This is a genomic window from Bacillus sp. FSL R5-0820 (assembly GCF_038593385.1).
GTDB classification, from domain to species: domain Bacteria; phylum Bacillota; class Bacilli; order Bacillales; family Bacillaceae; genus Bacillus; species Bacillus altitudinis.
This window is the reverse complement of the sequence record NZ_CP151991.1, coordinates 2,882,067-2,905,590: the sequence shown is the minus strand read 5'-3', so window position 1 is coordinate 2,905,590 and position 23,524 is coordinate 2,882,067. Positions and strand designations below refer to the sequence as shown.

Annotated in this window: 25 protein-coding genes and 1 pseudogene; 19 read left to right on the top strand and 7 right to left on the bottom strand. The window is 42.2% G+C overall.

Features of this window, described 5'->3' with window-relative positions; all coding sequences use genetic code 11:
- Positions 1 to 133: 133 nt before the first annotated feature.
- The 7 genes from NST15_RS15125 (at position 134) to NST15_RS15095 (ending at position 6,554) form a co-directional block, all read left to right on the top strand.
- Positions 134 to 1,045, top strand: coding sequence for an alpha/beta hydrolase (locus tag NST15_RS15125; RefSeq protein WP_342498619.1), 912 nt, complete (start codon positions 134 to 136; stop codon positions 1,043 to 1,045).
- A 71-nt stretch (positions 1,046 to 1,116) separates the two neighbouring features.
- Positions 1,117 to 2,019, top strand: a complete 903-nt coding sequence (locus NST15_RS15120) for an alpha/beta fold hydrolase (protein WP_017359301.1) — start codon at positions 1,117 to 1,119, stop codon at positions 2,017 to 2,019.
- 139 nt (positions 2,020 to 2,158) lie between these two features.
- Complete coding sequence (locus NST15_RS15115) at positions 2,159 to 3,112, top strand: iron-siderophore ABC transporter substrate-binding protein (RefSeq protein ID WP_007500381.1); 954 nt, start codon at positions 2,159 to 2,161, stop codon at positions 3,110 to 3,112.
- Between the two features lie 70 nt (positions 3,113 to 3,182).
- Positions 3,183 to 4,199 carry an iron ABC transporter permease gene (locus tag NST15_RS15110; protein ID WP_007500383.1) on the top strand — a complete coding sequence of 339 codons (1,017 nt, stop codon included), beginning with the start codon at positions 3,183 to 3,185 and terminating at the stop codon, positions 4,197 to 4,199.
- Positions 4,192 to 5,229 (top strand): iron ABC transporter permease, encoded by a 1,038-nt coding sequence (locus tag NST15_RS15105; RefSeq protein WP_017359303.1) that lies wholly within the window; start codon positions 4,192 to 4,194, stop codon positions 5,227 to 5,229. The genes NST15_RS15110 and NST15_RS15105 overlap by 8 nt, the downstream gene beginning before the upstream one ends.
- A gap of 21 nt (positions 5,230 to 5,250) precedes the next feature.
- Complete coding sequence (locus tag NST15_RS15100; protein ID WP_017359304.1) at positions 5,251 to 5,970, top strand: IucA/IucC family C-terminal-domain containing protein; 720 nt, start codon at positions 5,251 to 5,253, stop codon at positions 5,968 to 5,970.
- 125 nt (positions 5,971 to 6,095) lie between these two features.
- Positions 6,096 to 6,554: a hypothetical protein gene (locus NST15_RS15095; RefSeq protein ID WP_025207927.1), complete on the top strand. Its 459-nt coding sequence runs from the start codon at positions 6,096 to 6,098 to the stop codon at positions 6,552 to 6,554.
- Positions 6,555 to 6,674: 120 nt separating this feature from the next.
- On the opposite strand, the gene NST15_RS15090 is transcribed toward NST15_RS15095, so the two are convergent.
- Entirely contained in the window at positions 6,675 to 7,553 is an 879-nt protein-coding gene (locus NST15_RS15090) for an endonuclease (RefSeq protein ID WP_048002229.1), read from the bottom strand.
- 173 nt (positions 7,554 to 7,726) lie between these two features.
- Here NST15_RS15090 and NST15_RS15085 point away from each other — a divergent pair, with 173 nt between their 5' ends.
- Both NST15_RS15085 and NST15_RS15080 read left to right on the top strand, forming a co-directional pair.
- Positions 7,727 to 8,962, top strand: coding sequence for an alanine--glyoxylate aminotransferase family protein (locus NST15_RS15085; protein ID WP_048002230.1), 1,236 nt, complete (start codon positions 7,727 to 7,729; stop codon positions 8,960 to 8,962).
- A gap of 163 nt (positions 8,963 to 9,125) precedes the next feature.
- The gene (locus NST15_RS15080; protein ID WP_342498618.1) at positions 9,126 to 10,319 is read left to right on the top strand and encodes an MFS transporter; all 1,194 of its coding nucleotides are present in this window, start codon (positions 9,126 to 9,128) and stop codon (positions 10,317 to 10,319) included.
- A 49-nt stretch (positions 10,320 to 10,368) separates the two neighbouring features.
- Here NST15_RS15080 and NST15_RS15075 read toward each other — a convergent pair whose 3' ends face one another.
- Positions 10,369 to 11,526, bottom strand: coding sequence for an oxalate decarboxylase family bicupin (locus NST15_RS15075; protein WP_342498617.1), 1,158 nt, complete (start codon positions 11,524 to 11,526; stop codon positions 10,369 to 10,371).
- 64 nt (positions 11,527 to 11,590) lie between these two features.
- Positions 11,591 to 12,763 carry a helix-turn-helix domain-containing protein gene (locus NST15_RS15070; protein ID WP_342498616.1) on the bottom strand — a complete coding sequence of 391 codons (1,173 nt, stop codon included), beginning with the start codon at positions 12,761 to 12,763 and terminating at the stop codon, positions 11,591 to 11,593.
- 311 nt (positions 12,764 to 13,074) lie between these two features.
- Between NST15_RS15070 and NST15_RS15065 the strand changes: the two genes are divergently transcribed.
- From NST15_RS15065 to yunB, 4 genes are all read left to right on the top strand, one after another.
- On the top strand, positions 13,075 to 13,926 hold the full coding sequence (locus tag NST15_RS15065; RefSeq protein WP_007500400.1) for a DUF72 domain-containing protein: 852 nt from the start codon (positions 13,075 to 13,077) through the stop codon (positions 13,924 to 13,926).
- Positions 13,927 to 13,989: 63 nt separating this feature from the next.
- Positions 13,990 to 15,363 (top strand): bifunctional UDP-sugar hydrolase/5'-nucleotidase, encoded by a 1,374-nt coding sequence (locus NST15_RS15060; RefSeq protein ID WP_224564074.1) that lies wholly within the window; start codon positions 13,990 to 13,992, stop codon positions 15,361 to 15,363.
- Positions 15,364 to 15,430: 67 nt separating this feature from the next.
- Positions 15,431 to 15,736, top strand: coding sequence for a DUF1805 domain-containing protein (locus tag NST15_RS15055; RefSeq protein WP_007500404.1), 306 nt, complete (start codon positions 15,431 to 15,433; stop codon positions 15,734 to 15,736).
- Between the two features lie 69 nt (positions 15,737 to 15,805).
- Positions 15,806 to 16,576, top strand: coding sequence for a sporulation protein YunB (gene yunB, locus NST15_RS15050; RefSeq protein WP_135226246.1), 771 nt, complete (start codon positions 15,806 to 15,808; stop codon positions 16,574 to 16,576).
- A 79-nt stretch (positions 16,577 to 16,655) separates the two neighbouring features.
- On the opposite strand, the pseudogene NST15_RS15045 reads toward yunB, so the two are convergent.
- Positions 16,656 to 16,724 (bottom strand): annotated as a pseudogene (locus NST15_RS15045) (hypothetical protein); the annotation flags it as partial.
- 266 nt (positions 16,725 to 16,990) lie between these two features.
- Between NST15_RS15045 and NST15_RS15040 the strand changes: the two are divergent.
- A complete protein-coding gene (locus NST15_RS15040) occupies positions 16,991 to 17,221 on the top strand; it encodes a hypothetical protein (RefSeq protein WP_008346846.1) in 231 nt (76 codons plus the stop codon).
- Positions 17,222 to 17,302: 81 nt separating this feature from the next.
- Here the strand turns inward: NST15_RS15040 and NST15_RS15035 are convergent, their stop codons facing one another.
- A complete protein-coding gene (locus NST15_RS15035) occupies positions 17,303 to 18,247 on the bottom strand; it encodes a M23 family metallopeptidase (RefSeq protein WP_231583249.1) in 945 nt (314 codons plus the stop codon).
- 323 nt (positions 18,248 to 18,570) lie between these two features.
- On the opposite strand from NST15_RS15035, the gene lipA reads away from it, so the two are divergent.
- On the top strand, positions 18,571 to 19,467 hold the full coding sequence (gene lipA, locus NST15_RS15030; RefSeq protein WP_008360456.1) for a lipoyl synthase: 897 nt from the start codon (positions 18,571 to 18,573) through the stop codon (positions 19,465 to 19,467).
- A gap of 39 nt (positions 19,468 to 19,506) precedes the next feature.
- Here lipA and NST15_RS15025 read toward each other — a convergent pair whose 3' ends face one another.
- The gene (locus NST15_RS15025; protein ID WP_008346841.1) at positions 19,507 to 20,142 is read right to left on the bottom strand and encodes a YhcN/YlaJ family sporulation lipoprotein; all 636 of its coding nucleotides are present in this window, start codon (positions 20,140 to 20,142) and stop codon (positions 19,507 to 19,509) included.
- A 120-nt stretch (positions 20,143 to 20,262) separates the two neighbouring features.
- Between NST15_RS15025 and NST15_RS15020 the strand changes: the two genes are divergently transcribed.
- From NST15_RS15020 to NST15_RS15010, 3 genes are read left to right on the top strand one after another with little or no spacing between them, the layout of a single operon-like run.
- Positions 20,263 to 20,538: a YutD family protein gene (locus NST15_RS15020; protein WP_003213192.1), complete on the top strand. Its 276-nt coding sequence runs from the start codon at positions 20,263 to 20,265 to the stop codon at positions 20,536 to 20,538.
- Between the two features lie 19 nt (positions 20,539 to 20,557).
- Positions 20,558 to 20,992 (top strand): DUF86 domain-containing protein, encoded by a 435-nt coding sequence (locus NST15_RS15015; RefSeq protein ID WP_050826575.1) that lies wholly within the window; start codon positions 20,558 to 20,560, stop codon positions 20,990 to 20,992.
- Between the two features lie 21 nt (positions 20,993 to 21,013).
- Positions 21,014 to 21,784, top strand: a complete 771-nt coding sequence (locus tag NST15_RS15010; RefSeq protein WP_050826574.1) for a TIGR01457 family HAD-type hydrolase — start codon at positions 21,014 to 21,016, stop codon at positions 21,782 to 21,784.
- Between the two features lie 42 nt (positions 21,785 to 21,826).
- Here the strand turns inward: NST15_RS15010 and NST15_RS15005 are convergent, their stop codons facing one another.
- Entirely contained in the window at positions 21,827 to 22,327 is a 501-nt protein-coding gene (locus NST15_RS15005; protein ID WP_029575457.1) for a phosphatidylglycerophosphatase A, read from the bottom strand.
- A 113-nt stretch (positions 22,328 to 22,440) separates the two neighbouring features.
- Between NST15_RS15005 and yutH the strand changes: the two genes are divergently transcribed.
- The gene (gene yutH, locus NST15_RS15000) at positions 22,441 to 23,481 is read left to right on the top strand and encodes a spore coat putative kinase YutH (protein ID WP_007500419.1); all 1,041 of its coding nucleotides are present in this window, start codon (positions 22,441 to 22,443) and stop codon (positions 23,479 to 23,481) included.
- Positions 23,482 to 23,524: the final 43 nt, after the last annotated feature.

Sequence of the window (23,524 nt, the reverse complement as noted above, 5' to 3'; positions counted from 1 at the left end):
AGGTGTATAGAAAAAGTATTCTGTCCAAAGCAGTTAACGGATTCACAAGTTCTTATGTTATGCTTTAGAAAAAGAGAAACCATTCTTTTCCTAGACATTGATTGTCATCATTCTATCTATAGGGGTCGATCGTATGCGAAGTATTCAAAGTTTGTTTGTTGAATGGTTACTTGTACTTACAAAGAAGAAACTGAATGTTGAGGGGTATTTAGAGGAACGAAGAATGGCGAATCAATTACCTTATGTGCTGCCTGAGAAGTTGAAAAAGAAATATCACATCACCAAAAGCAGCATGTTTTCAGTCGATACGTACATGTTGAAATCAGATGTGCAGCCAGATGATCATCAGGTGCTATTTTTACATGGAGGAGGCTATATTGAGCAGCCGCTCGTATGGCATTGGCGTTTCTTGGATCGATTGACGAAGCAATTAAATAGTACGGTATATGTGCCAGTTTATCCTAAAGCACCGAATCATCAGTATATGGATGCAATCGAGAGTGTTCTCCCAATTTACCAAGCTCTTTTAGAAAAAGGAACACCAGAAAAAATCGTCATCATGGGTGATTCTGCTGGCGGCGGTTTATCGCTCGCCTTTGCTCAATACTTAGCAAAAAAAGGTCTTCCGCAGCCTGGAAACTTGATTCTATTATCACCATGGCTTGATGTGACATTAAGTAATCCTGATATCGCTAAAATGGTTCCAAAAGAGCCAATGCTCAACCTAGATTTACTAATCGAATCGGGCAAAGCCTATGCAGGTGATACAGATGAAACACATCATTTGATCAGTCCAATCTATGGAGAAATCAAATCGTTAGGACGAATTTCTGTTTTTATTGGCACTCATGAATTCTTTCTCCCAGATGCCCGGAAATTCAAAGAGATGGCAGACAAGCAGGGTGTTCCCATCAACTATATCGAATACCCAAAAATGAATCACGTCTTTCCTGTCTTCCCTATTCCCGAAGCGAACCAAGCGTTAAAACAAATTGTCGCCATTATTGAGAGTAAGACGTTCCCTTTGAGGGATATGACAAAATAGGATGCGAACATGAGGATGGCCAGCAATGCTCTAGCCATTCTCGTTTCTAATTGGAGGATCAAAAGTTAATTATGAACGAAACAGAACCGTTCTCATTTACAAGTATGCAGGAAGTAGCTCCTGTAGCTATTCCAGAAAGACAGTTCATTCAATCACATGACGGCATTCGTCTTGCTTATTATCCGTTTTTATCAGAAACAAACACGCAGACCAATGTGATCATCATTCATGGCGGAGGCGCTCACAGCTTGGCTGGTTATGAGCATATTGCCTATACATTGCAACATGATTTTCACGTGAATGTGTTTCTGCTGGATTTGAGAGGCCACGGATATTCTGAAGGAAAGAAGGGGGATACACCCAAAGTCACTGACGTGTGGCAAGATATTTCGCAAGTTGTGGATGTCATCAAACAGCAGCACGAAGGAGCAATTTATCTTTGTGGTCATTCCTCTGGAGCTGGATTGCTGCTTCAATATCTATCTTGGGATGAAAAAAGAAAAGTAGACGGTTACTTTTTTATTGCTCCTGAATTTGGCTACAAATCTGACACAGCGAAGTCTAATCAAGTCCCTTTTGCCACAGTTCAAGTTTGGAAATTCGTGCTATCTGCGATGACAAAAGGAAGGCTGATGGGGCATTCAGAAGCTGTACGATTTCACTACCCAGCATGGGTAATTGCACAAGATCCACTTCTTTTAACAGGCATTACCATCAATATGTCTCTTGCCTTAACGCCATCTGCACCTCAAAAACAATTTGCAAGGCTGGACCAGCCTTATGGCATGTTTGTTGGAAGCGAGGATGAGTTATACGACGTAGACAAATTTCATCCATATCTGGCGCTTCCAAATCAGCAGGTGAAAAATCAATCTGTTTACCAAGTGATAGAAAACCATACTCATTTGTCCATTTTACTAGAATCAGGAAAAAAGATTGGGCGTACCATCCAAATGTGGAAAAGTTCCATTTAACCTGAACAACTAGTCAACACTCTACCTTTTTCTTAAAAATTTACATTGACACCATCCTTTTCTATGATAAAATCATAGTGTGATAATGAGAATCGTTATCAAACGATATGACTACATATAGAATGGATAGGTGAGGTACATGTTCAAAAAATCTTTTTGGTCGCTATTAGTTGTGCTCTCCATCGTATTACTTGCGGCTTGTGGCAGTAATAGCAGTGAAGGCAAGTCAGATAGTAATGAGAAAACAAGAACCGTTGAAAGCGCTATCGGTTCAACTGAAATTAAAGGATCGCCTAAACGTGTGGTGACGTTGTATCAAGGAGCAACAGATGCAGCCGTCGCTATGGGCATTAAACCAGTGGGTGTTGTAGAATCTTGGCTTGAAGCACCTACGTATAAATATTTAAGAGATGATTTAAAGGGTGTCAAAATTGTTGGGCAGGAAACACAACCAAACTTAGAAGAAATTGAAAAGCTGAAGCCAGATTTGATCATTGCATCAAAAATCCGTCACGAGCAAATTTTTGATCAGCTGAAAGAAATCGCGCCAACTGTTGCAACAGAAACAGTGTTCACTTTTAAAGACACAGTGAATTTAATGGGTGAAGCGTTAAACAAGCAAGACAAATCAAAAGAATTGCTGACGAAGTGGGATGACCGCGTCGCTGACTTCAAAGAAAAAGCAAAGAAAGACATTAAAAACTGGCCAATGAGTGTGTCTGTGGTGAACTTCCGTGCAGATCATGCAAGAATCTATCAAACTGGGTTTGCAGGTTCAATTTTAACAGAGCTAGGCTTTGAAGGTCCTAAAAATGTCAAAGATAAAAAGCAAGATATCATTACACTTACAGACAAAGAGAGCATTCCACAAATGGATGCAGATGTGATCTATTACTTCATGGATGATCAGGATAAAGCAGTTGAAAAAGCATATAAAGAGTGGACAAGTCATCCTTTATGGAAGCAGCTTGATGCAGTGAAAGCGAAACAAGTGCATAAAGTTGATGAAATCACTTGGAACATGGCTGGCGGTATCACTGCTGCAAACATGATGCTTGATGATATTTATGATCGTCTAGGGCTTGATAAATAAGTGTAGCAGAGGAGAAAATGTGAAAAACCATTTTCTCCTTTTTCCATAACAGATTGAAAGCGGGAATCAGATGAGAAGTTTATTAAAAAAGGATTCGAGCAAGGCACTGCTATTTGCTGGATTCATCGTATTGATGTTGGTCTTTTTTATGCTCAGTATTTCTCTTGGGCAAACCTCAATTTCCCTCAAAGCCACCATCCATGCGTTTCTTCAGTTTGATGAGTCAGATCCAAACAGTGTGATTGTCATGACATCCAGATTATCAAGAGCTTTAATTGCGACGGTTGTTGGATCAAGTCTAGCGATTTCAGGTGCACTCATGCAGGCATTGACGAGAAATCCGCTGGCTGCACCAGATCTTTTAGGTATTAATGCAGGTGGACTCTTTTTTATTGTGATTTCGATTGTTTTCTTTTCTACCGAGTCGTTAACAGGTTATATGTGGACGGCCTTTTTAGGCGCTGCCATTGCAGGTATGCTTGTCTTTCTTCTAGGCTCCATTGGAAGAGACGGACTGACACCGGTCAAAATTGTACTCGCAGGTGCTGCGATATCTGCTCTGTTTGCGTCCTTTACGCAAGGACTTTTAATCGTGAATGAACAGTCCATTCAAAGCATCCTGTTCTGGATGGCTGGTTCAGTGTCAGGAAGAAGTATAGATATGCTGCTGCCTGTGCTGCCTTATATTCTTGGGGCGACTGTGGTGGCGCTGCTTCTTGGCCGCTCGATCAATGTCCTTTTATCGGGTGATGATATTGCGAAAGGGCTTGGCCAGCGTACGTTGCTTTTGAAGATGACGATGGGGGTACTTGTCGTCTTTTTAGCAGGTGGTTCCGTCGCTGTCGCAGGATCCATTGGATTTGTTGGTTTTCTTGTGCCGCATATTGTGAAAAAGCTTGTTGGACCTGACCACCGCTGGGTACTGCCGTATTGTGCCGTTGTAGGGGCGTCGCTTTTACTTGTCGCAGATCTTGCCGCTCGTTTTCTGATCATGCCGCAGGAAGTACCGATTGGTGTCATGACGGCGGTAGCAGGAGCGCCTCTATTTGTTTATCTCGTGCGCAAGGGGTTGAAGACAGGTGGCTAAAACATATACAGTGCGTTCAAAGGGCGGGCGCATTTCATTTCAATTTTCAAAGCGGACGTTTTTGATTTTACTATTATTGACAGGCGTTGCCTTTGGTTTATTTATTCTGAGCCTTTGTATGGGCAGCCGCTTTATTCCGCCTGCTGATGTGCTGCTACATATCTTCGGACAAGGCGAGGGAAATACGTTTGTATTAAATACGTTGAGGATTCCAAGGACCCTGCTTGCGGTTTTAGTGGGAGCGGCACTTGCGGTATCGGGGCTTATTTTACAAGGTCTCATTCGAAATCCGCTTGCATCGCCTGACATCATAGGAATTACGAGCGGTGCGTCGTTTGGCGCCATTATGTTCATCGTCTTTTGGATGGGCACTGTGCCTATTGCTTATCAGTCGTTGTGGGCAATTGCAGGCGCTTTTGCGGTATCATGCCTGATTTATTTGCTTTCATGGAAAAAAGGCGTCAAGCCGATCACGCTCGTCTTGATGGGGATTGGGATTTCCGCCATTATGAAGGCGTGTGTGACGTTTACTCTTGTGCTCAGCGATACGATGACCACGACCAAGTCATACATCTGGCTGACGGGCAGTTTATATGGTTCTACAATGAAGGACGTCATCGCAATGCTTCCTTGGGTATTGATGATTTTACCGATTGTCATGGTGCTGGCAAGAACGATGAATGTGAAGGAGCTTGGAGATGATCTTGCAACAGGTCTCGGGGTGAAAGTACAGGCAAAAAGGTTATTCTTTCTACTGATGAGTGTGACATTAGCCGGTATTGCCGTTGCATTCGCAGGTGGTATTGAATTTGTTGGACTGATGGCGCCACATGTGGCAAGGATGATCATCGGTCGTTCCTTTATTGCGCTTGTTCCAGCATCTGCGCTTGTTGGAAGTATTCTCGTGATGCTGGCAGACTTAGTTGCGAGAACGGCCTTTCTTCCGTTAGATGTTCCGGCAGGCGTTTTTACGGCGGCAATTGGTGCACCGTTCTTTATTTATTTGTTATATCAACAGCGAAATCGCTAAACGAAAGATGGGGGTTTTGATATGAGGCCAGAGTGGGTTGAGAGAGAATTACTTGATTTCGGGGTACACATCACAAATGGACCAATGACATCTGATCGCACACTTGCTGCGCTTTTTTCAGAAGCATCTATCAGACGTTTATTAGAAGCTGAAAAGGAAGCGATGCATGCCCCGAATATAGCAGTGGCGGCATCCATGTTTTCAAAGCGCTATGCCTATTTAGTTGTTAGTTCTACTTTGTACTTGATGACGATGTATGATGCTGTCTATCGGTTTTCACCAGAGGCGTGTGTCTTTAGAGAAGATCGTAAAATTGAGCTAGATGAAATGCTCTGTTCTTTTGTTCAGTTAGAAGGAGATCGTCATGAGTGGAGAGAGCAGGTCGTCCGCATGCTATTTACGCAGTGTGTCACACCTCTTTTAGATGTATTGAAACGTACTTCAAGACTTCCGTATTCAATTTTATGGGAAAATGTAGCGGTACGTATCAATTCTCTTTACCGTAGCATGATGCGAGAAACGGAAGAGCCTAAAATGAAAGAGCGCATACGGGAGGATTATTTGTTTCTGAAGAAGGCGTCGGGTGATCTTTTCGGAGCGAAGCAAAATCCTTTCCAGCACAGCTTAAATTTAGATGAAAGTTTGCTAGACACATCAAATCGAAAGACTTGCTGTATGTATTATAAGCTTGAGAAAAAATCAGAGAGCCTTGATTATTGTCTCGTCTGTCCGCTAAAGTAAAAAAACACCTTATGCAAGGTGTTTTTTTATTAGATTAGATTTTTCTTAAATATTTATATGTAAATTTAAATATGATATTTATGTTATATTGTTTCATTATATCATCATTTATGGAAGGAACTGATATGAAAAAAATTATCATATATATCATCTTTATTTTCATCATCATCATTGGCTTGTTCTTCATTCAACCACTTAAAAACCACATCTCTTTTCTTAAAGTAAAAAGTACAAATCTTACTGAATTAAAGGTGGGAGAATTGAAGTTGGGATTAATAAAGAGAAACTATAGTGAAAACGAGTGGATTAAAACTTCAAATTCAAATTATTTTAAAGTGAATAATAGAAAAGAAATAGTGGCAATCTCTTTAGAAAATAATCAAAGTAATATAAACAACACAATAAATATTCATTCAACTAAAAAAGATATCTATGATTATTTAGGTGAAAATTATTATCGTAGAAATGACGATCAGGGATATGAAATTTTAGGCTATAAGGATTCAAAGCATGATATCAAAATAGAATTTTTCTGTTTAGATCGCAATGTAGAAAGAATTATTATTAGTAAATTGGGGGAATAAACATAACATAATGATCAGAATCTTTATAAGTTGAGAAGTGTGTTTGATGTTGCATGATCATCTTTTATAGATGTAGTAATGGGAAGAGGCACTGCTTGTTCATAGCAGTGCCTCTCTTTTTTATTCCCAAATATCGCTTACCCATTCAGGGTGATCAATAAAAGGATTGCGATTGTGCTGGTACGTTTGATAGATGATTTCGTTACGATTTCGTTCGATTTGATCGACTGGATCTTGCTTGTGCCATTTTAATAGGACAGACATTTTGCCGTGAAGAGGGGCGCTTCCATTATTCACTTTGTTGTTTAATTCTAAATCTGGGAAGCGGTCATCGCCTTCATATCGGACGGCCATATAAAAGAGCATTCTTGCTACATCTCCTTTCACCCGGCTATGAGGTTCAAATGAGTCGTTGTCGTAGAAGTTGCCCGGCGCTCCCTTGTATTCATTTCCGCCTATATCAAAATCTAAATTTCCTCGTGTGCTATTCGTTTGTACGTCTGTTGCCCGAAGGTGATGGAGATCTGTACCAGGTCCTTGGCTCGTCCCAAAATTGCCGTGAGATTTAGCCCACACATGCTCCCGGTTCCACTGTCCCACGTTTCCTCCATTTGCTTGCTTTGACCTGGAGATACCGCTATAGAGCAAGAGCACATTGCTTGGATTTTTTGGATCTTCATCTGTTTTCTTTAATGCATCCCAAACCTGGCTGTAGGATAGCTGTGTATGATCATCAATAATATCGTGTAATGCTTTCTTAAGAGCAGGACCAGATTTGCCAGCAGCAGATTGGTAATAGGAATCAATTTGACTTGAAGCGGTTGTTTTCACTTGTTGAGCAGATGTTTCGGTTTGAAGCTGTAACGGGGAAAAGGTGATGGTTTGACTCGGTTCATTCAGAGTAAAGCCTTGAGCATTTGCAGCGGGAGGCAGCGGAGCGGCAAATGTACCGAAAATCATGATTCCGGCGGCCACAGTTCCAAATAAAGATCTTTTCATTCTATTTCCTCCTTCATAGGGAATGTATACTCTTTAGTTCTATCATATTGCCATAAAGAAATAAATGGATTTATCGTAAATTTTATGTAATCAATTCGTAAGAAAAGAGATTGCTATTTTATCAGCATTGCTGTATAAGTGGGCATATAAGGATGGACACAGCAAGGGAGAGGATGGATAACGTGAAAGAACTACACACACCTACTAGAACCATTATGACACCAGGACCTGTCGAAGTAGATCCGAGAGTCCTTCGGGTGATGAGTACACCAATTCTTGGTCAATTTGATCCTGCATTTACAGAGATCATGAATGAAACGATGACCTTATTACGATCACTTTTTCAAACAGAAAATGAATGGGCTTATCCAATTGATGGGACGTCCCGCTCAGGACTTGAAGCTGTGCTTGCCAGTGTGATCGAGCCCGGAGATGTCATGCTCGTTCCGGTCTTTGGACGCTTCGGTCATTTGCTGATTGAAATTGGACAGCGCTATGGTGCTGAGGTACATACAATGGAATGTGAATGGGGAACGGTTTTTAAGCAAGACGACATCATCGCAGAGATGCATCAAGTCAAGCCGAAAATTGTTGCGATGGTTCATGGTGAAACATCTACCGGAAGATTACAGCCGCTTGAGAAAATTGGAGAAGCATGCCGAGCGCTTGATGCGCTTTTTATTGTAGACGCTGTGGCGACAATTGGTGGTGTCGAGGTCAAGGTAGACGAATGGAAAATTGATGCGGCAATTGGGGGCTCACAGAAATGCTTGTCTGTTCCATCAGGGATGTCACCGATCACATATAATGAACGAGTGGCAGATGTCGTACAATCGAGAAAGAAAGTAGAAAAAGGGATTGCAACACAGGACGAACTGCAGAAACAGGTAGACATTTCTCCAATCAAAAGCAATTACTTTGATCTAAGCCAGCTGCAAGATTATTGGAGCCCGAGGCGGTTAAATCATCATACAGAAGCGACGACGATGCTTTATGCACTGAGAGAAGGGGTTCGTCTTGTGCTGGAAGAAGGCCTGAAGGAACGTTTTCAGCGCCACTTGTTTCATGAAAAGGCTTTAATGGCAGGACTTGAAGCGATGGGGCTTGAATTATTTGGTGATCCAGACTGCAAAATGCCAGTCGTGACGTGTATCGTCATTCCAAGTGATATCGACGGAGAAGCGGTCCGGGCTGATCTTCTTCATCATTTTGGAATTGAAATTGCGAGTTCATTTGGGCCGCTTGCAGGACGGATATGGAGAATTGGCTCAATGGGTTATAGCTGCCGAAAGGAAAATATTCTATTTGTTTTAGCAGGCCTTGAAGCCATCTTGATGAAATACGGCGCAGCCATCAATTGTGGTGCCGGGTTACAGGCGGCTCTTTCCATCTATGAACAAGCTGAATAAAAAAGGGATACTCAAAATACTCGCCATCTGCGGGTATTTTTTATTTGGGAAAAAACGCTGTTTTTTGAAAAACTAGACTTATAGAGAGCGATATCGCTATACTGAAGAAGTTCTTATCATTTTTGTCATCATTTTCATTTATTTTGAAGAAAGAGGTTTTGATATGAAAAAAATGGGCAGATTGTACATTTTGATGCTCAATATTTTTATTGCCATGCTTGGATTTGGTCTGATCGTTCCTGTCATGCCAAGTTATATTGAAGCCTTTGGCGCAACTGGGAAAACACTTGGTTTCCTCGTTGCTGCAACTGGCCTCACACAATTTGCTTTATCACCCGTCGCTGGAGCGCTGACTGATCGGTTTGGACGCAGAAAATTGATTATTGCCGGGATTGCCGGCTTTACGATTGCCCAGTTTATTTTTGCATTTGCGGATCAGCTTTGGATGCTGTTTGTGTCTCGATTTTTAGGCGGAGCTGCTGGTGCGCTGCTGATGCCCGCCATGTTTGCCTACATTGCTGATATCACAAGTGAAAAGGACCGAGGGAAAGGGATGGGTCTTTTTAGTGCTGCAATGACACTTGGTTTTGTCATTGGACCGGGTGTGGGCGGTTATTTGGTTGAGTTTGGAATTGCTTTTCCTTTCCTCATCGCTGGTTCTTTTGCAGCCCTGTCGACGCTGTTGTCTTTCTTGTTCTTACCTGAAACCTTAACAAAGGAAAAGCAGGAAGAAGCACGATTGAATAAAGAGCTTCATTTCAATCCTTTTACGCAGATGATTCAAGCTTTAAAAACACCATACGGTTTTTTGTTTATCTTGGCCTTTGTTTTGAATTTCGGAATCATTCATTTTGAATCGATCTTTGGCTTATATGTGGACCAAAAACATGGCTTTACACCGAAGGATATTGCATTTGTCATTACGGTAGCTGGACTTGCCGGTGTCATTGTTCAAGGTGCTTTAGTAAATACCTTTGTGAAACGATTTGGCGAAATGCGAGTCGTCCGTTATGCCCTTTTAGCTGCGGCATTTATGCTGATCGCCTGCCGCTTTGCCCCTTCCTTTTGGCTAATTTTTACGGGCTCCATTTTATTTTTATCGGCCACCTCGTTTGTTCGTCCAGCTCTCAATACATTACTATCTAAAATGGCAGGGAATCAGCAGGGGGTAGCAGGCGGCCTCAATACATCCTTTATGAGCCTTGCGAATATCGTCGGGCCAAGTCTTGCGGGTATTTTATTTGATGTGAATATTGAGCTGCCTTTTATGTTTGGAACGCTGGTGCTTTGTATTAGTTTCATTGCTTCTATTTTATGGGCGAAAAAAGCGCAGCAACATTCCCATGCCGTATCGTAAAGACAGCATAGAAAAAACCGATCAGCACAAATGGATCGGTTTTTTTTCGTCATCGCTCATACTTCACGACTGGTGATTTTTCTTTATGCAGCGAATGAATCAATGCATCGTCTACATGCAAATGCTCCTTCACTAATTGAGGAGGGGTTAAGGCCATCCATTGGTTCAATGAAATATCTGCAAATCGATCGCTTTTAAACATTTCTAGAAACCAAAGGCTCGTTTGCCCGATATTTTGTATGTAATGCCCCATTCCGAAGGGAACATAACCAACATCACCTGCTCTGTAATTAAAGGTGCGAGCTGTCCCGCCTGCTCCAAAAACCGTCATTTTGGCTGTGCCGGTTAAATAGTATTGCCACTCATCATTATTCGGGTGCCAATGCATTTCTCTCATCCCGCCAGGTTTTACCTCCACAAGTGCAGCAGCAATCGTTTTCGATACTGGAAAATTGCGTGAGTCGACGATTCGCACGGTTCCACCAGAGGTCACGATTGGTTTTTGACGAAGGAGCTGGTGGGTAAATGGCGGTTTGATGCCGCCGTATGGATCAGAGACTGTTTGGCTTTCAATGGATGCTGGTGAAGAGCCTTGAAACATATAGCGTTGTTTATGTGGAATGTGGTCAAATAGCTTGATTGGCACGCCGAAATTAGCAGAAAGAATGTCTTTTGGTGTATGAGCAAACCAGTCTGTGATGGTGAACGTATCAAATTCAGAAAAAGCACCATCATCAAACACAAGGAGAAACTCACAGCCATCCTCAAGACCTTGAATGGAGTGCGGAATACCGGGCGGGAAATACCACAAGTCTCCTTCTTCTACATCAGCGATCATATTCCGTCCTTCTGCATCTACAGATGTGATCCGGGCTTTGCCTAAAATCATATATGCCCATTCCGCCTGCTTATGCCAATGAAGCTCACGAACACCTCCGCGCGTAAGCCGCATGTTCACACCAGCAATCGTTGTTGAAACAGGCAGCTCTCGCTCGGTAATTTCCCTCGACCAGCCGCCATGATTCAAGTGCATATGTGTATCAGAATAGGAAAATTTTAAATTAGGAATCGTCCCTGCATCCGTTTTGGGGGGGACGAACATATCTGGGTTCTCCAAATCGCGCAGAACGTCTCGCGGGCCTAAATCGGTTGCGCCTGCCCCATCGTCTCGAATCGGTTGCGGGATGTGACGAATCTCCTCATCCATTTGACACCACTCCTTGTCATTCACATTTCTCCTCCAAAATATATGAGGCGTAAGAAAAAAAGATTCAATTGGAATCGGATGAAAGGTGCTTTTGAATCCGCAAAGCTAATCGCAAGCGCAATGTTGCGTCAGGATCTTTTAGGCTGATCTGGAGCAGTTCTTCACATTTCTCCAGTCGATATATCACGGTGTTGCGATGAACAGATAAACGCTTGGCTGTTTCTGAAATATGGCAATGTGTTTCGACATAAACAGATAAGGTGTGGAGAAGGTTTGGATCGACTTGTGGTTGTTCATGTAATGGGTGGAGGTACTGCTCATAGAATGTTGTTAAATCTTTTGCTGGGATGAGCTTCAGTAAATCTGACACATCTTTTGCTTGATAGAACTGAATATATTCAGCTCGTAATGAGAGCTGGGCTGATTGCAGAGCATGGGCAGCTTCACTGAATCCTTTTGGCAGATCGGTGATGAGATAACCGCTTAAGCTTACACCAAAGGAAATGGTGGCATTCACATGCTGTTTAATAAGGATCTGCATTTGTCTTAAAAAAGAGCAGATCGATTTGTTCATTGCCTGCCAGCCGCCAGTCTCTTCTATAAGGAAGATGCCGATATCTCCTTTGACAAAAAGAAAGGCGGGAAATGGACAGTGCGAAAGGGTGCTTTCAAGTAAAGCAAACACGTCATCTACAAGGGTTTGCTGCTTAAGGAAACAAGAGAAATGACTGCTCTGATCAAGTTGACAGACAATACATAGATAGGGAATCGTTGTGTTTAATCCAAACATGCGTGCTAGGCGGGTGACATCTTGCTCTGAGGAAATCGTGCCCTCCATCCATTTGCGAAACCATTCATTTTTGGCTCGCTCTGTCGATTGCTTGATAGCATGTTGTTTGATGCGTGAAATGGACATGGCATTTACAGCTTGTACAATGGCCAAATGTAGCTCCATGTCGTCTTGAGGATGAATGAAGGCGGGAACGACTAAATAATTATAAGATTGTTCGTTTATATAGATAGGAAAAACAGAAAGGCTTTCTTTTGAATGAACCATAGAAAAATATTGCTGCTGCGTACTGTGAAGCAAGCGGAGCATTTGTATCCAATCTGGATTTGTCATACCTTGGGGTGAGGTGAAAAGAATACGTCCATACTGATTGATCAAATAGACAGGCTGATGAATTCTTTGGGCCACTTTTTGCAATGCTTCAACATGATGATCGACAATGTTCATATCCACTCATTCTCCTTTTTTAGAGCTGAAGCCTTTGGTGAAGATGAATAAAAAAATGGACAATCGCTGTCAAAGTCTCTGATATAAATGTTATGTTATCAGCTCCATTCAATTTAGATAGAAAGTTGTGATGTAATATCACAAAAAAGATGGCAGGGCAACATCACATCAGTCATCTTCATTCAGAAAAATGGGTAAATATGATATGTTGTAGACAGAAGAATTTCTTTCAGAAAGATGGGTATCCCAAGAAACAAAGACTTTCAATGGGAAAATCCGTTTAGACAAGCAAGCGGCAAGAGGTGAGATAGATGATTTATATCGGATTAACTGGTTGGGGCGATCATGACAGTCTGTACCCGCCGAGAATCGGCAGCTCTCAAAAGCTGTTTCACTACGCATCAACGTTTCCCATTGTGGAACTGGATGCAAGCTTTTATGCTGTTCAGCCTGAGCGCAACCATGAAAAATGGATAAAAGATACGCCAGACGCCTTTCAATTTGTCGTGAAAGCATATCAAGGAATGACCGGGCATCAAAGAGGCGAGATCCCGTTTGCTTCAAAGGAAGAAATGTTTGATGCCTTTATTCTTTCACTGACTCCTCTCATTCGAGCAGGGAAACTGGCGATGGTTCTGTTTCAATTTCCACCATGGTTTGATTGCAAAAAGGAGCACGTCCACTATTTAAGATGGTGTAAGGAGAAGATGGGGGACATTCCTTGTGCACTTGAATTCCGAAACCGGACTTGGTTTTCAGACGAGTTTTATGAACAAACCTTATCCTTTATGGAGAAAGAAGGGTGGATTCATTCCGTCTGTGATGAACCGCAAGTCGGAGAAGGGTCTATACCGCCAGTCATAAAAGCCACACACCGTGACAAAACATTGGTCCGTTTCCACGGAAGAAATAAACAAGGCTGGCTTCACCCGGCAGATCATGAGAACTGGCGTGAAGTTCGTTACTTATATTTATATAATGAAGCTGAACTAAAGGAATGGAAAAAGAACCTCGACATCCTGCATCAGCAGTCGAAAGATGTATATGTCGTATTTAATAATAACTCAGGCGGAGATGCGGCGACGAATGGCCAGCAAATGATTGATTTGCTGGATTTGACGTATTCAAGCTTATCCCCGAAGCAGTTAGATTTATTTAGTTAAACGAGAGCTGCGGCTTTCAACTTGAACGAGACGGTTCAGTGACAACTTGAGGGAGAGATCAACATGCTGCAGAAGCTATGGTTATATCATACAAACGACTTGCACAGCCACTTTGAAAATTGGCCAAAAATCGCAGCTTATATTGAAGAAAAGCGTCAAGTTCACGATCAGATGCTCTTATTTGATATTGGCGATCATATGGATCGAGTAAACCTTGTATCAGAAGCGGATTATGGAAAAGTGAATGTCAAACTCCTCAATCAGCTTGGCTATGATGGCGTCACAATTGGTAATAATGAAGGCATTACGTTGCCTCATGAGCAGCTCGACCGCTTGTACAAAGACGCGCAATTCCCGGTGATTTTATCTAATTTATTTGAAAAAGGCAAAAGACCATCGTGGGCAAAGCCTTATGAAGTGATCACATTGAAGAATGGACTGAAAATCGCCATCTTAGGGGTGACCATTGCGTATACACCTGTCTATGAAAAGCTGGGCTGGGACATTACAGACCCATTTGAGAGCATACGGGAGATGCTGCAAGAAGTGAAGGGACAAGCTGATGTCATTGTTCTTCTTTCCCATCTAGGCATCATCCATGATCGAGAGGTAGCCCATGACTTCCCGGAAATCGACATCATCTTAGGCTCACATACGCATCATCTTTTAGAACAGGGCGAGATGGACAATGGAGTTCTTCTTGCATGTGCTGAAAAGTATGGGCATTATATTGGCTGTGTCGAGCTGACCATTGATACAGCGAGTAGCGAGCTCATCGAGAAAAAAGCGACGGTGCAATCAGTGGACCAGCTGATCAGTGAATCCGATGAAGCGATCACGACTTTACAGAAAGCTGAAAGAAGAGCGAAGTCACTCATGCAGGAAAAAGTGACATCCATTGAATCAAAGCTCGAAACAAAGTGGTTTGATGACTCCCCGCTTCCGCAGCTTTTAACAGATGCCATTAAAGAATGGTGCGAGGCAGATATCGGCATGATGAATGCAGGGATGGTGCTTGATTCATTAGAGGCTGGCATCGTCACAAGAGAGGACATTCACCGGATATGTCCGCATCCAATTAATCCAATCAGGGTGACACTTACTGGGAAGCAATTGATCGAAACAGTGTCTCGTGGCTGTGAAGAAAAAATGGAACAGCTACGCATCAAAGGCTTTGGCTTTAGAGGCGAACTGATGGGGAAAATGCTATACAGCGGTTTGACTTATTCATTAGAAGAGGGCGAAACCAAACGAGTAAAAGATGTCTATGTAAACGATCAACTCGTCAAAGAAGATGATTCCTATACGGTTGGCACAGTGGATATGTATACACTTGGCTCTCTTTTTCCTCATATACGTGACCATGAACACATTGAATATTTCATGCCGGAATTTTTGCGTGATGTCCTGAGCTGGCGATTGAAGGACGCAAAGTGAAATCCGCTCCAGCCTAACAACACTTGCCCTCCTTTCACATAGATTGTGTTGAAGGGAGTGAAGGGATATGGTGAATTTAACACCTATTACAATTGATGGCCATTCCTTTACAGCCGTCACCGTCAAACTGCCAAAGACCAATTTCATGGCAGTGACAAATGAGCATGGTTATATTATGTGCGGTGCACTTGATGTCGGGCTCCTAAATGAAAAGCTTGCAGATAGAGGAATCATCGCAGGAAGAGCAGTCGGTGTAAGAACCATCGAGCAATTGCTGGATGCACCTTTAGAATCTGTGACATATGCCGCTGAGTCGCTCGGCATTCATGCTGGCACAATTGGAAGAGATGCATTATTAAAAATGGTGAAATAAAATGAACAGATGATTCCTATCCCCCCGCCTGTCTGCATACACTTGTAATGGAGAAGGGGGGATTTTTTATTGAGATTAAACCGCCGTTATCGCCCCTATAAAAAGGGCCCTCTGCCATTTCGTTATGTCATGCTGCTTGCCATATTATTTTTTGTGCTCTCAACTGTCATTAGCCTATTCTTCATCAATCGTTCCATTAAACCAACTTTGATTCACATTGCTGAACTAGAAACAGAACGAATCGCCAATCATCTCATCCAATATTCTGTTCAGGATTTTGCAGATGATCAGGAGAATATGAAAGATATGGTTGTGATGAATACAAGTGAGAACGGAAAAGTGACAACTATCGACTTCAATGCGCAAGCAACATCGAAAGCAATGGCTGACCTGTCACGTCACCTTCAAAAAAATCTAGAGGACATTGAAAAGGGGAATTTTCAAAAAGAGGCAAAAGAAGCATTAAAGGATCAAACAGATGGACATGACGGCATTATATATAACATTCCGCTTGGGCAAGCGTCCGGAAATGCACTTATCGCCAACCTAGGACCAAAAGTACCTGTACGATTTAGTGTCATTGGTGACCCGCATACGGACGTTGAAAAAAACATCAAGCCATATGGCATCAACAATGCCTTGATTGATATTAGTGTGCTCATTGAGGTGAAAGTGAGAGTCATCATCCCATTCGCCTCAGAAACCATCGTCGTCAAAAACTCCGTGCCTGTCTCCATCCAAGCCGTTCAAGGAGACGTCCCAGATTATTATAATGGCAGCGGAACAAATTCAGGCGCTCCATCGATTGTTCTGCCAGAGAAAAAGGATAAGAAAGAATAACAGCCCAATGGACGAATTGGGCTGTTTTTTTTCATACGCTGTGATTGCATATAGTGTTTTTGTGATGCACGTTTTATTGTTACGAAACAGACAGTCTTGTCCTTGCATCATTTTCATCGGTGATATAGGTCACGTCTTCAAATCCACAATCCGTTTTAGCACTTCATGGTAAAGGTCATTCCTCTTTTCAAAAAACAGCCCCCCTAACTCTTTGTGAAGTAATTATTCATTGGCTGCGATGCTTAGACTTTTTTATGTGATCTGTTCATCTTATCCTAATTAACCACTTGATTCCATACGAATCACGTGCCATGATAAATGTTCATTGTTTTCCTTTTTTGGATAGTGTAGCTATCCTGAAGGCTGATTTTTTACGATCGTCTGTTATGAAAGTGAGAGGAGGATTTGAATGATATGAAGAAAATTCATGTAAGCGGATTTTGTTTTTTAGTATTTGCCATTGTATTTAGTGCTAAATATATGTCAGCATCGATATTATTAGCTGGGAGTGACAGTTTGAGTGTCGACTTATTTAGAGGGATGTTTGACATGATTCCACTTGAAGTAACAGTTGTGTATCTCCTTTTTTTCATCATGGGTATTCTTTTTTTAGTTTTAGGATTGAAAGAGAAGCATAAGCAGTAACAGTAGACAAGTGATGACCGGGAAAATGTTGATACATATCAAAAGGAGAAGCAAGCGGTATCGCTAAACTTCTCCTTTTATTTATCGACGTTTCCGCTCGGCTCTTTCCCATGCCCTCAAATGAGGGTAAGGATCAAACGACCATTCAGTTCGTCCATTGTCTTTATACATGCCGTAATGAAGGTGTGGCGGGAATTTTCCTGCTGTGCCAGGTGGGCCGTAACCGGAGCTTCCGACTGATCCGATGACTTGCCCAGGTTCTACAATCTGCCCAGCTTTGAGTCCTTTTGCAAAGCCATTTAAGTGGGCAAAATAATGATAATGATTATGAATATCTCGAATGCCGATCCGCCAGCCGCCAAAGCGGTTCCAGCCTTTCATTTCAATCACGCCGTACGATGTCGCACGAACAGGAAGACCGTAATGAGCAAAAAGATCAGTGCCCTCATGAATTCTTCTGCCTCCAAAGCCTCTCGCATCACCCCATGTACTCCTGTAGCTGTAGTCAGCGCCAACCGGAAGAGGAAACGCATGCTTTCCAAGGTCAAGATGGCCGTAATGCTTATAGAGCTTCATAAAAGATGAAATGATTCCAACGGTTTGATCACGTCCGTAATAATCCCACAGCGCGATTTTTAATTGGTCGATGCTGCTGCCGTAATGAAGCAAGTATTGAGCAAACGTGAACAGGACATCTTCATCGTTATCGATTTCCGCTTTTCCATCCCCATTTCCATCAAGCCCAATACCGTCGAACACTTTAATGCTTAATGGTGAGGTATCTTGCTTATTTGGATTTTCTGGTCCTATCCACATTTCCCGGGGAATGTAGATGCCAATCACACCTGTTTGTTTTGGTAAATCTCTTCTGCTTTTGCGGATATTGTGTTCATACTGATCAACCGCAGCAAGTACATACCACGGAACCTGTGTGGTGATGGCGATCTTTTCATACAGTGCCATTCGCTGTTTTAATTCATCAGGCTGTTTGTTTGCACCTTGTGCATGGACTGGTGCGGGAATCATTGAAAGAGCGATGATGATCGCTAAAACCACTTTCACAAACGTCCATCTCCTTTCTTCGAACATCTCTTCTACCGTTTAGTGTGGTTTGATCACGTTATTTCATAAGAAGAAAATGTTAGTAATTTTCTTCTGTTATTTTAGGAGTCTTTTGGGTATTTTTGCAGCTCATTCCCTTGTTGTTCAATCTGTACTATGTTAAAGTGTCTAAAGAAAAGGCCTTAGGCCGAAGATTCAATTTTTTGCGGCAATAGCTGCATCCATCGTATATAGCGGGAAGATGATTGTATATGCACCTTTAACGAATTCATATGGAGATGATGGAATTGGCAAAGAAGGAAGAGCACGTAAGAAAACCGGACTGGCTTAAAATTAAGCTGAATACGAATGAAAACTATACCGGTTTGAAAAAAATGATGCGGGAAAACAACCTGCATACCGTTTGTGAGGAAGCGAAATGTCCGAATATTCACGAATGCTGGGCAGTGAGAAGAACTGCTACATTTATGATCCTCGGATCTGTTTGTACGCGCGCATGCCGTTTCTGTGCGGTGAAAACCGGACTTCCTACTGAGTTAGACTTGCAAGAGCCAGAACGCGTGGCAGATTCAGTGGCTTTGATGAATTTAAAGCACGCTGTTATAACAGCGGTTGCAAGGGATGACCAAAAAGATGGCGGAGCAGGTGTATTTGCTGAAACTGTTCGTGCCATTAGAAGAAAAAGTCCATTCACAACAATTGAAGTTCTCCCTTCAGACATGGGTGGCAATTATGATAATTTGAAAACGTTAATGGATACACGCCCTGATATTTTAAATCACAATATTGAAACAGTACGCAGGTTAACACCAAGAGTTCGTGCACGGGCTACATACGATCGTTCATTGGAATTCTTGCGTCGTGCAAAAGAAATGCAGCCTGACATTCCAACGAAATCAAGCATTATGATTGGACTTGGTGAAACGAAGGAAGAAATCATTGAAGTTATGGATGATCTTCTTGCTAATAACGTCGACATCATGGCAATTGGTCAGTATTTACAACCTTCGAAAAAGCATTTGAAAGTGCAAAAATACTACCATCCAGATGAGTTTGCAGAGCTGAAGGAAATTGCCATGTCAAAAGGCTTTAGCCACTGTGAAGCTGGACCGCTTGTCCGTTCTTCTTACCATGCAGACGAACAAGTAAACGAAGCGTCTAAGAAGCGTCAGGCGCAAGCATAACAAAGAAAACGCCAGAGCTCTCTGGCGTTTTTTCTCGTGTTAATTTTGGCCGTAAGGTGTGTTTCGTCTCATGGTCCGATCGGAATTCGTCATGCCATTGGCATCTTCTTTCGTTGAAATATCTCCGCCTTGAGGAGAGTATTTCATTTGTTGAATCGTTTTCGTTAAAATTTGATCAAAATCACGTGAATTGGTTTGAAGACGTGAAAAATTGGCAATGGATTGAAAGTGCTCTGGGTTATCAGAGACGTACACATGATAATAACGAGGGAGAACAGAAACCGCTGTTTTTTTCACTTGATCGGCTGATTCATCTCGGTTTTTGTTGCCTGTTCGATACACAATGAGGGCATCCTCGTCTGTGACAAGTGTTGCTGCATCCTTTATATTTGGCAGCTGGATGGCTAAACTTGTAATCACGTGGGCAAGGTGCTCACGATTTAAAGCAGGGGTTCTTTCCTTTTGATCGGTTACTTGCTGGCGCTGATAACGAACATAGCCTGCTCGATTCGTATCTGCTTCTGGCATGTTGGAATTATTTCCTTCATGACGATCAGACAGGCGAATTGTCTTGCTGGAAGAGTCTTCATCCACTTGCCGGTTCATTCCTGATTGAAAGCCGCATCCGCCTAAAAGCATGCATAGGAGAATAGTGGCTGTCAGTTGTTTCATCATAAATGTGACCTCCTTTTTTCTTTAGCTTCGGCTAAATCGGAAAAAACATGCTTTAGCAATTGATGGAGTTGTTCCAATGAATTATCATTAAAGATGGATCGTTTAAAAAGAGGTGAGAAGATGATCGTCATTCAGAATGCTACCTTTGATCTTGTAAGAGATATCAAAGACGGCTTTGATGAGGAAGCGTTTAAAGCAAGGTACTCAGATATTTTAAATAAGTATGATTATATTGTGGGGGATTGGGGCTATAACCAGCTTAGGCTGAAGGGGTTTTTTGATGACCAAAACCAAAAGGCCACATTCGATACAAAAATCAGTACACTCGATGAATACATTTATGAATACTGTAATTTTGGCTGTGCCTATTTTGTCTTAAAGCGGATTAGAAAATAACGCAAAGGGGAGCGTCATGATGTATTTCGTAGACAGAAAGAAGATTGAAGAGACATTACGTTTTTTTGAGGAGCAATATGATTTGATGCGCAGCCATCAAACATGGTCAAGTCCTTTAGAAAAAAAAGCGCTGGAACGAATTGTTCATTTGCTCGTCGAATGTATTCTTGATACAGGAAATGATATGATTGACGGCTTTATCATGCGGGACCCAGGAAGCTATGATGACATCATGGATATCCTTGTGGACGAAAAGGTTGTACCAACAGAAGAAGGCACTCACCTGAAAAAACTGGTCTCGTGTCGTAAAACACTTGTTCAGCAATACCAAGAAGTGGTTCATCAAGATTTGTTGCAGGTCATCAGTGAGGTAGAACAGGCGCTGCAAGTCTTCCCGAATCGAATTCGCACTTACTTGGAGCAGGAGCTTGGACCAGTATCAGCGTTTAAATAAACCATTGGAGTTGTAAGCAGCATGAAATACAAAGGCTATTTAATTGATTTAGACGGGACGATGTATAAAGGAACAGAAAAGATCGAAGAGGCGGGGCAATTTGTTCACAAGTTAAATGAGTTGAACATCCCTTATTTGTTTGTCACGAATAACTCTTCACGCACACCGAAGCAAGTAGCAGAGAAACTCGTTTCATTCGATATCCCAGCAACGGAAGAACAAGTCTTTACAACAAGTATGGCAACGGCAAACTATATCGCAGAACAAAAGAAAGATGCCTCGGTGTATGTGATCGGAGAAGAAGGAATTCAGCAGGCCATCGAAGAAAAAGGACTGTCGTTTGGTCAAGAAGACGCTGATTTCGTTGTCGTTGGAATAGACCGCAGCATTACATATGAAAAACTAGCGGTAGGAGCCATTGCAATCCGTCAAGGTGCACAATTCGTTTCAACAAATGGAGATATTGCCATTCCGACAGAAAGAGGGCTGTTACCTGGAAATGGATCGTTAACATCTGTGCTGACGGTTACCACAACAGTGCAGCCAACATTTATCGGAAAGCCAGAGTCTATCATTATGGAACAGGCCATGCGGGTGCTCGGGACAGATGTGTCAGAGACGCTCATGGTGGGCGATAACTATGATACCGATATTATGGCAGGGATGAACGCAGGGATGGATACACTGCTTGTTCATACAGGCGTCACGACAAAAGAGCTACTTCAGAAATATGACAAACAGCCAACCTATGTCATTGATTCATTATCTGAGTGGATCGAACGATTATCTTAATGAAAAGAGGACAAGCGTCAGACGCACGTCCTCTTTTTTGTTTTATTCTGCATTTCTCGCACTATGTGCCAGTCTGCTTGATGCTGCCGCAGCAATAGCACCGACAATGTCATCTAAAAAGGTGTGGCATTCGCCTGTGGATTTATCGTTGAGTTTCCCAAGAATCCCTGGTTTTTCTTTATCGATATATCCGTAATTCGTAAAGCCGATGGAGCCATAAATATTAACGATGGCAAAGGATAAAATTTCATCCACACCATATAGACTTTCATCTGTTTCAAGAATGGATTGCAGCGGTTCTGTCAGCTTTTTTTGCTCAGCGAGAACGTCTAGTTCAACGCCTGTTAAGATGGCATTTTGGACTTCACGTTTTGCGATGACACGTTCCACATTGTGGATGCACTCTGTCATGTCTAAGCCAGGATGATATTTTTCCTGTAAAAAGAAGACAAGGTCTGCTATATCTTGAATGGTTACGCCTCGTTCTTGTAAACGGCGTCTTGCTGTTTTTTCTACTTCGTTCATCTCATGATGATGCGGCATGTTCCTCACCCAATCCTCGTAATTTGTCCACAACGTGTGAAAAAGCTTCGGATAGTAAATAGTATTCATAAATCCCTCAACCTGCGACTACGATATGATAAGAGACTGATTTTATGAACGCAGGTGAAATCATGAAAGAAACCATTTATCACACATTTGGTATTGATGTGCGTCAATTTATGCCATATGGCAGTTATCAGAGCTTTCAAACGGCGAAAGCTCTCTTCATCATTGTTCCCGTGTCTCATTTGCGAGAAGAAGAACTCACAGAGCTTTATCATATCAGTCAGTATTTACTGAATGACGGTGACCCATACGTTGCCGTGTTTGAATTAACAAACGAAGAGAAACCGACTTTTACCCATGGAAAAGAACTGTACGCTCTATTAAAGGCAGCACCGCGGGTCACAAGCCGCTCATTTCAGCACGCACCAGAGCTGGCGGCCTTTCATGTCAGGGGGAGAGGGTTTCCTTATGAGGTGTCTGAAACAAAACGTGTCGGAGCTTGGAAGGAATTATGGGCAAAACGGTTAGACCAGCTGGAAGGCTTTTGGATGCAGCAAATGCACCAAAAACCACTTGAACGATTTGAAAAGAAATTTATTGAATCCTTTCCGTATTATCTCGGATTAACGGAAAATGCCATTCAATATTTAGTGGATACAGAGCTTGATGATGAACCAAAAGAATGTGATTCAGGTACTGTTTGTCATCAGCGCTTTTCACGTATGACCTGGCCACATGAGCAGCCGCTTCGTTTACCTGTTGACTGGGTATTTGACCATCCAACAAGAGACATCGCAGAATATTTAAGAGAAACCTTTGTCCAGCATAAGGAGGATTTAATTGAAGAGGGATTTTCCTTTTTGCAGCAATATGAGCAGGTTACGCCTCTTTCATCATTTTCAAAGCGTCTGCTGTACAGCCGTCTTCTGTTTCCGCTTCATTATTTTGAAATTGTCGAAGGTTATTATATGTCAGGAGAAAATGAAAAATCTTATTATGAAGAACGATTAGATTATGTTTTAAATGATGCGAACCGCTACGAATATTTTCTCAAGGTGTTTCAAGAATTGAGTGCCATGCGCAGCGGTGGGCATCTCATTCCTCCTGTTGGATGGATTCATCAATCCGCTGATTTGAAGTTTCAGTGAACAGACGAAACGTCTCTTTTCTCTTGAGGCGTTTTTCGTTATG